The following is a 13,076-nucleotide window of genomic DNA, read 5'->3' as shown; positions in this document are numbered from 1 at the left end:
CGTTGCCGCGCTGCGCCTGGCCGGCCGGCTGCCCCCGCTGCCGCTCCGCGCGCTCTATGCCGAGCCGCCGGCGGTCAGGCTGCCGGGATGAATCCGGAGCCGGCCGGGGCGGCCGCGGCGCCGGCGCTGGCGGCGCTGCACCGCCTCGCCTTCCCGCCCGAGGAGGCCTGGGGCGCCGATGCGCTGCGGCTGATGCTGGAGATGCCGGGCGCCTTCGCCCTGCACCTGCCGGGGCGGGGCTTCATCCTGGCCCGGGCGGCGGCGGGGGAGGCGGAGATCCTGACGCTCGCCGTGGTGCCGGCGGCGCGGCGGCGCGGCTGCGGTGCCGCCCTGCTCGGCGCGGCGCTGGGCCTGGCCGCCGGGCTGGGGGCGGAGGCGATGTTCCTGGAGGTGGCGGCAAGCAACGAAGCGGCGCAGGCGCTTTATGCCGGGGCGGGCTTCCTGCCGGTCGGGCGCCGCCGGCGCTACTATGCGGATGGCGGGGATGCGCTGGTGCTGCGCCGCGCCCTGCCGCCTTCGGCCGACAACGCTTTGCGGGATAAGGCGTTATAGAGGAGGAAGCCCGGGCAGGCGGCGGTTATTTCTTGCGCAAAAGCACCAATACGGTTCCATCCAGTGCCGCGACCTCTGCCAATACCGCATGGCCCTGTTCGCTGGCGGTACGGGGGATGTTGCGGCGTGGTTCTTCGCCGCGCAAGCGCACCAGCAGGGTCTCCCCGCTCGCCATGCGGTCCAGCGCAAGCCGGGTGCGGACGAAGGTCATGGGGCAAGTCTCGGCGGTGATATCGAGCTGGCGATCCCCCGCGATTTCTTGCCCGTGAAGGTATGGCGCCATAATCTACCCCCGCGAATCGACAAGCCGCATTGCGAAACGGCCACACGAAGCAGTATAGCTCCCGGGCCTGGAACAGGAAGACACGCCAGATGGCTGAAGAATCCCCCGCTGCCGACCTCCTGGGACTGACGGCCGAAATCGTCGCCGCGCATGTCTCGAACAATCCGGTGTCGCTGGCCGATCTGCCGAACCTCATCCAGGATGTGTACCGGACCCTGGCCTCGGTCGGGCAGCCGGTGGCGAAGCCGCAGCCGGAACGCCCGCAGCCGGCCGTTCCTGTCAAGAAATCGATCACGCCGGAGTATCTGGTGTGCCTGGAGGACGGCAAGAAGCTGAAGATGCTGAAGCGGCATCTGCAGACCTCCTACAACCTCACGCCGGACCAGTACCGGGAACGCTGGGGCCTGCCGCCGGACTACCCGATGGTGGCGCCGAACTACGCCAAGCATCGCTCCTCGCTGGCCAAGAAGATCGGCCTCGGCACCAAGCCGCGCGGCCGCCCCGCGCGCGGGCCGCGGCGGGCAGAGCCGGCGCCGGCGGCCGCCAAGGCGGCGGGCTGAGACGGCGGGCGCTCCTCCGGCCGGGCGGGAGAGTTGATCGCTTGACCCCCTGGCGGGCCGGAAGCTAACCCGGCGGCGGCGCGGCCGCCCGCTTCGGCGATGGTGGCGGCGCAGCCGCGGCGCTATGGTCGCGGTTCCAGGCAGACGGAACACCGAGACCGCCACCGCAACCGCCCACCGCAACCGCCCACCGCAACCGCCCTGGGCAGCAGGCTGCCCAGGGCCAGGAAAGCCAGATCACCGCGCGCATGCACACGCCCAGCCTCACCGAGGACCAGGGGATCTCCCGCATCGAAAGGCTGTGCATCGAGCGCGGCCTGAAGATGACGGGACAGCGCCGGCTGATCGCGCGCGTGCTCTCGGAAAGCAGCGACCACCCGGATGTGGAGGAGCTGTACCGCCGCGCCATCGCGCGGGATGACCGCATCTCCATCGCCACGGTCTATCGCACCGTCCGGCTGCTGGAGGAGAAGGGCATCCTGGAGCGGCGGGATTTCGGCGGCGGCCGCGCCCGCTACGACCAGGCGGATCGCGGCCACCATTACCACCTGATCGACGTCGATACCGGCAAGGTCATCGAATTCGCCGATGAGCGGCTGGAAGCCCTGCTCGGGCGGATCGCCGGCGATCTCGGCTTCCGGCTCGAGGATACGCGGCTCGAGCTGTTCGGGCGGCGGCAGCCGGAAGCCCCCGCCCCCGTCCGCCCCCGCGGCAAGCCGCAGCGCCAGGAATGAGCGGGACGGGGGAGGAAGCCGGCTTCGGGGAATTGCGGGCCGGCCATCTGGGCGTCCGCATCGCCACGACGCCGGCGGAGGTGGATGCCGCCCAGGCGCTGCGCTACCGCGTCTTCTACGAGGAGATGGGCGCCCAGGCGGATGCCGCCGCGATCCGCGCCCGCCGCGACATCGACGAATTCGACGCGGTGGCCGACCACCTCCTGGTCATCAACCATGAGCGAGGCCAGGGGCCGGATGCCGTCGTCGGCACCTACCGGCTGATCCGCCGCAGCGCCGCCGCCCGGATCGGCCGCTTCTACACCGCCAGCGAATTCGACATCGGCCCGCTGCTGGCCCTGCCGGGCGAGATCCTCGAGCTCGGCCGCTCCTGCGTCGAGGCGGACCACCGCACCCGCGGCACGTTACAGCTCCTCTGGCGCGGCATCGCCGCCTATGTCTTCCGCCACAAGATCGACCTGATGTTCGGCTGCGCCAGCCTGCATGGCACGGATCTCGACGCGCTGGCGCCGGTGCTCACCTATCTGCACGCGCACCACCTGGCGCCGGAGCCGCTGCGGCCGCGCGCCCTGCCGGAGCGCCATGTGGAGATGGCGCGGCTCGACCCCGCGCGGCTCGACCTGCGGGCGGTGCAGAACGAGCTGCCGCCGCTGGTGAAGGGCTATCTGCGCCTCGGCGGCTTCGTCGGAGATGGGGCGGTGCTGGACCGGCCCTTCAACACCACGGATATCTGCGTGGTGGTGAAGACCGCGCTGATCACCGACAAGTACCACAAGCACTACGAGCGGCGACTGGGCTGGGCCGAGGCCGGCTGAGGCAGCGCCGGTCTGTTGCATTGCAGCATCCGCGGCGCCAGAGTGGCGCCGCAGCTTGCCCCGAGATTTGCCGCAATCGCGGCGCAGCAAGCCGATTGCCGATCTGGCCGGACTCCCGGCCGGACGGCGCCGCCGCGGCGGCGCCCGGGACGGGGCCGGCCGGTTCGGGGCGGCTTCACCCGGATCGTGCCGGCGTGGCGCCGCTCCGGGTTTTCGTTGTCGCATGGTCCGGATCGTCGGCGATGCCGCGCGGCCCGGGGATGCCCTGGGGATGGATGGAGAGAGTGGGGATGCCGAAACTGCAGGTGGTTCAGACGCGGGAATATCGCCTGCACCGGCTGGAGGTGGTGGACAACGGCAAGGCCGGCTTCAGCGTCACCATCGTCCCGCCGCCCAATCGCGGCCAGCCGCGGGAGGTGACGCGCGATTCCCTGGTGGTGACGCTGGCCGATGCGCTGAACCGCGCCAAGGCCGAGATCGACGCGGTGATGGGCCCGAAGCCGCCGCCGCGCGTCAGGCCCGGCGGCTACAGCGCCCGCAGGTAGTAGTCGCCGATCGTCTTCAGCCCGATCCTGACCAGCACCACCGTATTCGCCGGATAGGTGGTGTTGGTCGTCGGGTCCTCGGCGAAGCGCTTGAGGAAGCGGCCTTCCAGGATGAAGCACTCATCCTCGTAGCCGACGCTGCCCGTGAGCAGCACCATCCGCCCGATGCCGAGGTCGTAGCGCCCCGCCGCCGAGGCCCGCCAGTACTGGCCAAGCCTGGCCGAGACGCCGAGCGAGACCTCGTCGCGCGAACGGGTCGGGAGGAGGTAGGGCACCGGCGGGGCGTAGAGATAGCCGGCGGAGACCGCCACCGGGCCGAGCGAGACGGTGGCCGTGGTGTCGGCCAGCCGGCGCTGCGTCCAGCGCTCGCCATCGGTGCGGACGCGGCCCAGCACCTCGAACCAGCTCGTCGGCGCCACGCGCAGCCGCGCCACGTAGTCGGAGCCGCGGCGGTCGAGGCCCGAGCCCGGATAGGGGCTGAAGATGTCGTCGTCGAGGCGGAAGGAGCGGCCGACCAGCCCCTCCACCTGGCCGCCATTCGGGAAGTCCCAGGCGGCGCGGATGGCGGTATCCACCCGCGTCCCGCCCTCCTGCCGGTCCCGGCCGGTGAAGCGGTTCAGGGCGAAGAGGTTGGCGTCGGTGAATTCGAAATCGACGCTGTCCTCGTTCGGGATCTCGCGCTGCGGCCCCATGCGCGGGCCGGTGACGAATTGCACCCGCGGCTCGATGGTCTGGCTGCCCCACTCCCCGGCGGGGCGGACGAAGGGCATGCGCCAATCCACTGCGGCCCGGATATTGGCGACGCCGCGGGAGCCATTGGCCTCCGGCAGGTTGGTCGGGCTCTCCTGCTGGCCGCGGGCGCGGTAGCCGAGCACGTCGCCCTGCAGCTTGAAGGTCCAGAGCCCGCCGTAATTGTCCAGCTCCGGCCGTTCCCAGCTCACGCGCGTGGCGAGGCGCTGGCTGAAGCTGCCGATCTCCCGATAGATGCCGAGGCCGCTGATGTCGGCGGTGAGGAAGCCGCCAGCCACCCGCCCGCGCGGCGCCATCTCGTAGTAGAGGTTGGGGAGCACATAGGGCACCTGGCGGGTGTCGTCCGAGGTGCGCAGCCCCTGATAGGCGCGGGCGTCGAAGCGGGCATAGCCCTCGGTGCCCCAGAAGCCTTCGGTATAGGCCTGGCTGGTCAGCACCCGCCGGTACTCGTAGCGGAAGGTGCGGAGATAGAGCTCGCTGCTGGCCCGGTTCAGGTCGAAGCCGGCGCGCCAGTGCTCGTCCAGCGCGAAGCGGCCCTTCAGGAAGATGTGGCCGGCCAGCTCCTCCTTGCCGTCATTGTCCTTGCCGGAGAGGCCGCCGATGGAGGCGCTGCCGGTGATCTCCCCGGAATTGAACATGCGGCGGTATTCGAGGCCGATATTGGGGTATTGCCGGGCGGAGAACATCGGCGTCACCAGCAGGTCCTGGCTGTCGTCGATCGCCCAGAAATAGGGGAAGCCGACATAGGCACCGAGGAAGCGGGTGATGCCCATGGTGGGGAAGAGGAAGCCGGAGGCGCGGGGCAGCCCCGGCTCCGGATGCGAGAGATAGGGGGTGTAGAGCAGCGGCACGCCGAAGAAGCGCACCGTCGCGTCCCGGTAGGTGATGCGCTGCGACTCCTTGTCCTGCACCGCCCGGCGCGCCTGCACCTGCCAGAGCGGCGGGGCGGTCGGGTCGTCCTCGCAGAGGTCGCAGCTGGAATAGACCACGCGGCCGAGCTCGTTCACCGTGCCGCCGGTGCGGCGGGCGCCATTGGCGGCCATGCGGGCATTGGCGGCCAGCAGGGCGCGCACCCCGGTCAGCACGCCGTCGCGGAAGCGGTCCTTCAGCTCCGCGGTGTCGGCGAAGAGGACGGTGCCGTCGGCTTCCAACAGCTGGACGTTGCCGCGGGCGGTCGCGACGCCGGTGTTGCGGTCGTAGGTGAATTCGTCGGCGCGCAGGATGCGCTCGCCCTGCCAGGCCTCCACCCGGCCGCGGGCGGTGACCACACCGCGCTCACGGTCGTACTCCACCTCCTCCGCGGTGAAGGTGACGGGGGCGTTGCTGTCCTCCGGCGACGGCTCCGCCCCGCCGCCGAGGCGGCCGGCGCGGCGGGACGGCGCCGGCGCGGGCTGCGGGCCGGAGAAGGGCGCCGGGTCCCGCGGGGTGAGAGAGGGCGCGTCGATCTGCGCCCGGGCCGGCCCGCCCGAGGGGAGGCAGAAGAAGCCGGCCAGCGCCGCCGACACAGCTAGCTTCCGCAGAATCATCCATCCTCCAGATGCAGCAGCAGGGCGAGGGCGAGCAGCAACCCTGCCATGCTAGGCGCCCAGGCGGCCAGTTGCACAGGGAGGGTGCCGGCCTCCCCGAATTCGCCGCTGATCTTGTCCAGCACGAAGAGCGCGAAGCCGGCCGCGACGCCGGCCGCGACCATCTGCGCGGTGCCGCCGCGGCGGGAGGACCGCATGGAGAAGCCGGCCGAGAGCAGCGCCATGGTGCTGGCCAGCGCCGGCAGCGCCAGCAGGGACTGGAAATGCAGCCGGTGGCGCACGGCGGAGAAGCCCGCCTCCTCCAGAATCGCGATGAAGCCGGGCAGGGCCCAGAAGCTCAGCGTGTCCGGGGAGGCGAAGCTGTCCTCGATCCGGTTGGGGGTCAGGTCGGTCGGGAAGCTCAGCTCCTGCGGCGGGCCAGCGCTGTGGTCGGCGCGGAAGGTCACTGCACCCTCGAGGATCCAGCGGCCGGGCAGCAGCCGGGCGCGCGGCGCCTCGATCCGCGCCAGGGGCCGGTCCTGGGCGGAAAGGCGCCAGAGGCTGACATCGGTCATCGCGAAGGCGGCGCCGCGGGCCGGGCCGCGTTCCGCCACGGGCCGGCCGGAGAGGATGGCCACCCCCTGCGGCTCCAGCCCCCGATCCGCCTGGCGCAGCCAGAGCCGGCCGCCGGCGATGGCGGTGATGCCGGCCTGGGCGCGGAGATAGGCGTAGTCCAGCCGCTCCGCCCGGGCGAGCATGGCGGAGGAGAGGGGGGAGATGGCGAGCGTGCCGAGCAGGCCGAAGGCGAGCGCGACCAGCACCGGGCCCGACAGGAACCCCCAGGCGGAAATCCCCGCCGCCCGCGCCACCACGAGTTCGGAGGAGCGGGTGAGGCGCCAGAAGGCCAGCAGCCCGCCGAGCAGGATGGCGAAGGGCAGGATCTGCAGCCCGACATAGGGCAGGCGCAGCCCGGCGATCTGCGCCACCAGGGCGAAGCCCGCCTCCGGCCGGTTGGCGGCGCGGCGCAGCAGCTCGATGAAGTCGAACAGGGCGACGAGCAGGGTGAGGCCGGCCAACATCGCCAGGGTCGCCGAGAGGAAGCGGCGGGCGACATAGAGGGTGAGGGTGGTGGCCGCCATCATGCCGGGTCCGCCGCCGGGGGCCGGGGACGGTGCCGCGGCAGGCCGGGCATGCCGGCGATGGTCCAGGCGGCGACCACGCCGGGCAGGATGGCGGTCAGCCAGAGCAGCGGGATCATCGCATTCTGCCGCCCCGCCAGGTTGCCGGCGATGAGCCCGGCGGCCAGCAGCGCCACCACTACGGCGATGCCGGTGAAGAGCCGCAGCCCGCCGCCATGCCGGCGGAACTGCCCGGTCAGCGCCGTGGCCAGGGCGACAAGGCAGAAGGACAGGGTGTTGATCGGGTCGGTCAGGCGCCGGTGCGCCTCCGCCCTGAAGCGGCGGAGGTCGCGTTCCGGGACGTTGTCCGCCGGGTCGGGGTGCAGCAGCTCGTCCAGGGTGCGTTCCTGGGCGTTGCGGTAGCGGCTGTCCCCCTCCCCCCGGCTGGTGCGGGCGAGGTCCACGCTGTTCTCGCTGAAGGAGAGGACGGAGAGGCGGGTGGTGGCGGGGGTGCCGGGTGGGCTGCCGGCGGGGGGCGGCACCCGTTCCACCTGCTGGCGCTGGCCATTCTCCAGCGTCACGCGCGGGCCGGAGGGGGTGGGGGTGATGCGCCCGGCCTCCGCCAGGATGGTCACGGGGGCGCCGCGCTCCCGCGCATCATGCACCAGGATGCCGCGCAGGGTGCCGTCCTTGTCCCGGTAGCGGGCATAGACGGTGAGGTCGTCGCCGACCGAGCTGAAGACGCCTTCCTGCACCAGGATGGCGGCGAGCTGGTTGCGGATCTCGAACTGCCAGGCGCGGAAGGCGGCCTGGGTGGCGGGGACCACGTCCAGGTTCAGCCAGTAGCAGAGGCCGACGGTGATGGCGGCGAGGCCGAGGGCGGGGCGGGAGAGCCGCCATTGCGAGAGGCCGGCGGCGCGCATCACCACCAATTCGCGGTCCGCGGCGAGGCGGACATAGACGAAGAGCGTCACCACGAAGGTGGTGATGGGCAGGATGACGGCGAAGAAGCTGGGCAGCAGCAGGCCGGTCAGCTCGATGAAGACGAGGAAGGACAGGCCGCGGTCCAGCACCAGCTCGATGAAGCGGAGCGACTGGGTCAGCCAGACCAGCGCCGCCAGGCCGATGGTGACGGCGAGCAGCGCAAGGGCGAGCTGGCGGAAGATGTAGCTGTCGAGTCGGGTCATGGGGCTGGCGGGCGGCACCCTAGCGGCGGGGAGGGGCGGGCGGAAGGCGGGGATGGACAGGAGGGACAACAAGGGAGTGGGGGCTCCGCCCCCATGCCCCGCCAGGGGTGCTGCCCCCGGGCCCCGCCCCGGCGGGCTCGAAGTTCCGGGCAGGTCCTCAGGCGGGCGGGAAGAGGTCCGCCATCGCAAGGGTCAGGCCGGGCGGGTTCAGGGTGAGCCGGCCCTGGCTCAGCAGCCGTGTGGCGATGCCACCCGCCTGGTCCCTGGCGTGGTGGACCACCATCCGCGCCGCGGCCCGCACCACCAGGTAATGCCGGACGCTCGGGATGCGGAAGTAATCCCCGAGCTTCTCCGTGCTGTCGATCCGGGAGGAGGAGGGGGAGACCACCTCCACCAGGATCAGCGGGTCGGGCACCGCCAGCAGGTCCGGCGGCAGGGGGCCGCCGCAGCGGACCAGGGCATCGGGCTCATAGACCGTCGCGGCATCCACCTGCACCGACATGCCGTCCACCAGCGCCTCGCAGGGCAGTCCCGCGGCGCGGATGGCGTCCTCCAGCGCGCGGAAGACCTGGCCCTTGGTCCGGGCGTGGATGTAGCGCTCCGGTGCCATGGCGATCACCCGGCCGCCGGCCAGCTCCGCCCGGGCCTCGTGCTCCGCCGCCCAGGCGAGGAACTCCTCGGCGGTCATCGGCTCCGGCACGGGCTGGGGCAGGGCGTTCATGGGCGCAATATAGGGAGCCCCCGGCCGGGACGCATGCTTCAAATCCCGCATCGCCCGGGCCCCGAAGGGACTTCCGCGCATTGGACCGTGCCGGGCCCGGGGCGCCGGGACGCCTTCCAGGCCCGTTCCCGGCCTTGCGCGGAACGCCCTGCCCCCCCCGCTAAGGCAGCACCTTCCCCGGATTCATGATGCCCCGCGGGTCGATCGCCGCCTTCACCCGGCGCATGACGTCCAGCTCCGCCCCGCCGCGCCAGCTTTCCATCATGTCCGTCTTCAGCCGGCCGATCCCGTGCTCGGCGGAGAAGCTGCCGCCCAGCTCGCGGACGATCTCGTTCACCGTGTCCATGATGTCATGGCTGCGGGCGAGGAAGTCGGCCGCCTGCATGCCCGGCGGCTGCTGCAGGTTCATGTGGATGTTGCCGTCGCCGAGATGGCCGAAGGGCACCGGCCGGCTGCCGGGGATCATCGCCTTCAGGGCGGCGGAGCTGCGCCGGATCAGCTCCGGGGTCCGGCTGACCGGCACGGAGACGTCGTTCTTCACGCTCGCCCCCTCGCGCTTCTGCGCCTCCGGATGCTCCTCCCGGATGCGCCACAGCGCCGCCCGCTGCGCCTCGCTCTCGGCAATCGTGGCGTCCAGCACCTCGCCGGCTTCCAGCGCCTCCTCCAGCACCGCCTCCATCAGGGCGCGCAAGCCCGCATCGGGGCGGGAGGAGGCGAGGTCGACCAGCACATAATGCTCCCCGCCGGTCAGCGGCACGGTGCCGCCCTCGATCTGCGTCCGGTACAGCTCGACGCCCGTGCCGGACATGTATTCGAAGGCGCGCACCGCCGTCTCGTCGCGGTCCCGCACCCGGCGGAACAGGGCCAGCGCCGCAGCCTCGTCCCGCACGATGCACAGCGCCACCTCGCTCTCCCGCGCCCGCGGGAAGAGGCGGAGCACGGCGGCGGTGATGAAGCCGAGCGTGCCCTCCGCCCCGACGAACAGGTGGCGCAGCGCGTAGCCGGTATTGTCCTTCCGCAGCCGCCGCAGCCCGTTCCACACCTGCCCGTCCGGCAGCACCACTTCCAGCCCCAGCATCAATTCGCGGGCATTGCCGTAGCGCACCGTGGTGTTGCCGCCGGCATTGGTGGAGAGCACGCCGCCGATCGTCGCCGTGCCCTCGGCGCCGAGGGAGAGGGGGAAAAGGCAGCCCGCCTCCGCCGCCGCATCCTGGGCGGCCTTCAGCACCACGCCCGCCTCGGCGGTCATGGTCATGTCCAGCGGGTCGATGTCCCGCACCCGGTTCATCCGGGCCATGGAGACGACGATCTGCCGCCCGCCCTCATCCGGCACGCCGCCGCCGACCATGGAGGTGTTGCCGCCCTGCGGCACCAGCGGCGCGCCGGCGGCGGCGCAAAGCTTCACCGCCTCGGCCAGTTCCTGGGTGCTGGCCGGGCGCAGCACGCAGGGGGTCTTCCCCCGGTACAGGGCACGCCAATCCGCCAGATGCGGCTCCAGATCGGCCGCTTCGGTCAGGATGCCGCGCGGGCCGAGCAGGGCGGCCAGGCGGTCGAGCAGGGGGCTGGGCAGGGGCTGGTCGTCAGGCATGGCGGGACACTCCCCTTTCCTGGGACGCCGGTCAATTTCACCCGCCGGCGCCGCGCGCGCCAGGGCAGAAGCCGGCAGATGCCCTGCGGCGACCGCCCTCCCCCCGGCGAGAGCGGGCGGGCACCGCCCGCGCCCGGGACGGTGACAAGGGCGCAACTTTGCGGCATCCATCCCGCATGTCCCGCCGCGCCCTGCGCCATGGCCCCTTCCTCGCGCTGCTGCTCGCGCTGCAGTGGGGGATGGCCTTTGCGCATTGCATCGGGGGCCTCGGCGGGCATGGCCTGGCGGTGGAGATCTGCACCGTCGATGGCCTCCGCACCCTGCATCTGGACGGGGACGGCCGAAAGGAGGCGCTGCCGGCCCACGATAGCTGCCCGCTCTGCCCCGGCGCGGCGGCGCTGGAACCGGCCGCGCCCGCCCTGCCGGCGCTGCGCATCGCCTATGCCCGGGCGGTGCCGCCGCCCCTGGCCGGGCTGCCGCCGGCCCCCGCCCGGGCGCCGCCGCAGCAGCCGAGAGCCCCGCCCCTCGCCTGACGCCAGCCCGCCGCACGGCCCCGTGCGGCGTTCCGCGTTCGTCAGGAGATCTGTCATGCCCACCCCGAAGCGCGCCCTGCGTGGCGCCGCCCTGTTGTCACTCCTGCCCGGGCTTGCCCTGGCCCAGACCACCCTGCCCGCCATCGAGGTCGAAGGCCGGGCCGCCGGCTCCCTCACCGCCCCGCCGGTCGAGGCGCAGCGCCGCGCGCTGGAACAGGCGCCCGCCGCCACCCGCTTCGTCGACAGCGAGGAATTCCAGAACCGCTACGCCGCCACCCTGCGCGAGGTGCTGGCCGAAACGCCCGGCGTCTTCGTGCAGAGCCGCTACGGGCAGGAGCTGCGGCTCTCGCTGCGCGGCTCCGGCATCGCCCGCGGCTTCCACCTGCGCGGGGTGGAGGTGCTGCAGGACGGCATTCCGGTGAATTTCGCCGATGGCAGCGGCGATTTCTACCAGATCGACCCGCTGGCCCTGCGCAGCGCGGCCGTCTATCCGGGCGGCAATGCGCTGCGCTTCGGCAGCTCCTCGCTCGGTGGCGCCGTCGATTTCACGACGCCGACGGCGCATACGGCGGAGGCGCCGAACATCCTGCGGGCGGAGGGCGGCACCTTCGGCACCTGGCGACTCTCCGGCCAGGCCTCCCGCATCTTCGGCGACTGGGATGTGCTCGGCACCGGGACGGTGATGCACCAGGATGGCTGGCGGCAGCACAGCCGCAGCCAGTACGAGCAGTTCAACGCCAATCTCGGCTACCGCATCTCCAACAATGTCGAGACGCGCTTCTATGCCGGCGCCTATATCGTGCGGCAGCAGCTTCCCGGCTCGCTCAGCCTTTCGGACGCGCTGAACCGGCCGCGCAGCGCCAGCGCGGCGGCGCTGTCCGGCAACCAGGCGCGCAATGTCTGGGCGGAGCGCTTCGCCAACCGGACCACGGTGCGGCTGGCGGCCGGGCAGCTCGATGTCGATAGCTGGCTGACCCATAAGCGCCTCTACCACCCGATCTTCCAGGTGATCGACCAGGATGGCCTCACCTGGGGCGTGGCGCCGCGCTTCAGCACCGAATTCCAGCTCGGCGGGCTGCGCAGCGAGCTGGTGCTGGGGGCGCGCTACTTCGCCGGCAGCAATGACGCCTTGCAGTACCTCAACAACCGCGGCTCCCGCGGCGCGCTGACGGCCAAGGGCGTGCAGCGGGCGGAGAATTACGAGATCTATGCCGAGAACCGGCTCTGGCTGCTGTCGCAGCTTGCCCTGGTCACCGGGGTGAAGGCGCTGCGCAACGACCGGGCCTATGAGAACCGGCTGAACGGCCAGCGCTTCAGCCGCAGCTATGACGGGCTGAACCCGCGCATCGGCCTGCTGTGGGAGCCGCGGCCGGAGGTGCAGGTCTTCACCAACCTGACGCGCAGCCAGGACGTGCCGGATTTCTCCGACCAGCTGCAGACGGTGGGCGGGGCGCCCTTCTGGGTGCCGCTGCAAAGCCAGCGCGCCTGGACGGTGGAGATCGGCACGCGTGGGCGGTTCGAGCGCGGCGGCTGGGACCTGACGCTGTTCCGCAGCAACATCCGCGGGCAGCTGCTGCAATTCACCGTCGATCCCTCCATCCCGGCCGGCACCTTCAATGCCGGCAGCACGGTGAACCAGGGGGTGGAATTCGCCGCGCATGTCGATGTGGCGCGGGGGCTGCTGGGGGCGGAGGACCGGCTGAGTTTCGGCCAGGTCTGGACCTGGAACGATTTCCGCTTCCGCGGCGACCGGCAATATGGCGGCAACCGCATCGCCGGCCTGCCGCCGCATGTGCTGCGCAGCGCCCTCACCTATGCCCGGCCGGAGGGGTCGATCACCCCGATCCTGGACTGGGTGCCGGTGGGGGCCTGGGCGGATTACGCGAATACCCTCAGGACCAATGGCTATTTCAAGCTGGGGCTGGAGGCGGCGCTGAATGTGGCGCCGGGCATCACGCTCTTCCTCGATGCGCGCAACCTGACGAACAAGCGCTACGTCTCCGACCTCTCGACCCTCGCCAATGCCGCGGCGCCGGGGGCGAACACGGCGGTGTTCTACCCGGGCGAGGGGCGGAGCGTCTTCCTGGGGACGCGGATCGCCTTCTGAGCCACCCGAGCGCCGCCTGGTGCCCTGCTGCGGCTTTGCCGCGGCAGGCTGTGCGAGGCCCTCCTCACCAGGCGCCTA

At 72.0% G+C, this 13,076-nt stretch carries 13 protein-coding genes; 7 read left to right on the top strand and 6 right to left on the bottom strand.

Annotated elements, in window-relative coordinates; translation table 11 throughout:
- Positions 1-87: 87 nt before the first annotated feature.
- Positions 88-552: a GNAT family N-acetyltransferase gene (locus NJ376_RS22335; protein WP_252955502.1), complete on the top strand. Its 465-nt coding sequence runs from the start codon at positions 88-90 to the stop codon at positions 550-552.
- A gap of 25 nt (positions 553-577) precedes the next feature.
- Here the strand turns inward: NJ376_RS22335 and NJ376_RS22330 are convergent, their stop codons facing one another.
- Positions 578-835 carry a sulfurtransferase TusA family protein gene (locus tag NJ376_RS22330; RefSeq protein WP_252955501.1) on the bottom strand — a complete coding sequence of 86 codons (258 nt, stop codon included), beginning with the start codon at positions 833-835 and terminating at the stop codon, positions 578-580.
- An 89-nt stretch (positions 836-924) separates the two neighbouring features.
- Between NJ376_RS22330 and NJ376_RS22325 the strand changes: the two genes are divergently transcribed.
- The 4 genes from NJ376_RS22325 (at position 925) to NJ376_RS22310 (ending at position 3,489) form a co-directional block, all read left to right on the top strand.
- Positions 925-1,395, top strand: coding sequence for a MucR family transcriptional regulator (locus NJ376_RS22325; RefSeq protein ID WP_252955500.1), 471 nt, complete (start codon positions 925-927; stop codon positions 1,393-1,395).
- Positions 1,396-1,643: 248 nt separating this feature from the next.
- Positions 1,644-2,129 (top strand): Fur family transcriptional regulator, encoded by a 486-nt coding sequence (locus NJ376_RS22320; RefSeq protein WP_252955499.1) that lies wholly within the window; start codon positions 1,644-1,646, stop codon positions 2,127-2,129.
- Positions 2,126-2,944 (top strand): GNAT family N-acetyltransferase, encoded by an 819-nt coding sequence (locus NJ376_RS22315; protein ID WP_252955498.1) that lies wholly within the window; start codon positions 2,126-2,128, stop codon positions 2,942-2,944. The genes NJ376_RS22320 and NJ376_RS22315 overlap by 4 nt, the downstream gene beginning before the upstream one ends.
- Before the next feature lie 290 nt (positions 2,945-3,234).
- The gene (locus NJ376_RS22310; RefSeq protein ID WP_252955497.1) at positions 3,235-3,489 is read left to right on the top strand and encodes a hypothetical protein; all 255 of its coding nucleotides are present in this window, start codon (positions 3,235-3,237) and stop codon (positions 3,487-3,489) included.
- Here NJ376_RS22310 and NJ376_RS22305 read toward each other — a convergent pair.
- The 5 genes from NJ376_RS22305 to NJ376_RS22285 all read right to left on the bottom strand — a co-directional run bounded on the left by NJ376_RS22305 (position 3,471) and on the right by NJ376_RS22285 (position 10,358).
- Positions 3,471-5,765: an LPS-assembly protein LptD gene (locus tag NJ376_RS22305; protein ID WP_252955496.1), complete on the bottom strand. Its 2,295-nt coding sequence runs from the start codon at positions 5,763-5,765 to the stop codon at positions 3,471-3,473. The genes NJ376_RS22310 and NJ376_RS22305 overlap by 19 nt on opposite strands.
- Positions 5,762-6,886, bottom strand: coding sequence for an LPS export ABC transporter permease LptG (gene lptG, locus NJ376_RS22300; protein ID WP_252955495.1), 1,125 nt, complete (start codon positions 6,884-6,886; stop codon positions 5,762-5,764). The genes NJ376_RS22305 and lptG overlap by 4 nt, the downstream gene beginning before the upstream one ends.
- Positions 6,883-8,049, bottom strand: a complete 1,167-nt coding sequence (lptF, locus tag NJ376_RS22295) for an LPS export ABC transporter permease LptF (protein WP_252955494.1) — start codon at positions 8,047-8,049, stop codon at positions 6,883-6,885. Before lptF ends, lptG begins: the two co-directional genes overlap by 4 nt.
- A gap of 157 nt (positions 8,050-8,206) precedes the next feature.
- Positions 8,207-8,770 carry a Uma2 family endonuclease gene (locus NJ376_RS22290; protein ID WP_252955493.1) on the bottom strand — a complete coding sequence of 188 codons (564 nt, stop codon included), beginning with the start codon at positions 8,768-8,770 and terminating at the stop codon, positions 8,207-8,209.
- A 160-nt stretch (positions 8,771-8,930) separates the two neighbouring features.
- Positions 8,931-10,358, bottom strand: a complete 1,428-nt coding sequence (locus NJ376_RS22285; protein ID WP_252955492.1) for an FAD-binding oxidoreductase — start codon at positions 10,356-10,358, stop codon at positions 8,931-8,933.
- Between the two features lie 176 nt (positions 10,359-10,534).
- On the opposite strand from NJ376_RS22285, the gene NJ376_RS22280 reads away from it, so the two are divergent.
- Both NJ376_RS22280 and NJ376_RS22275 read left to right on the top strand, forming a co-directional pair.
- A complete protein-coding gene (locus NJ376_RS22280) occupies positions 10,535-10,891 on the top strand; it encodes a DUF2946 family protein (protein WP_252955491.1) in 357 nt (118 codons plus the stop codon).
- Between the two features lie 55 nt (positions 10,892-10,946).
- Entirely contained in the window at positions 10,947-12,998 is a 2,052-nt protein-coding gene (locus tag NJ376_RS22275) for a TonB-dependent receptor family protein (RefSeq protein WP_252955490.1), read from the top strand.
- Positions 12,999-13,076 lie beyond the last annotated feature (78 nt).

Origin of the sequence: Siccirubricoccus soli, from assembly GCF_024178315.1 — a bacterium.
In the GTDB taxonomy this organism is placed as follows: Bacteria; Pseudomonadota; Alphaproteobacteria; order Acetobacterales; family Acetobacteraceae; genus Siccirubricoccus; species Siccirubricoccus soli.
This window is presented reverse-complemented; position numbering and strand designations above follow the sequence as displayed.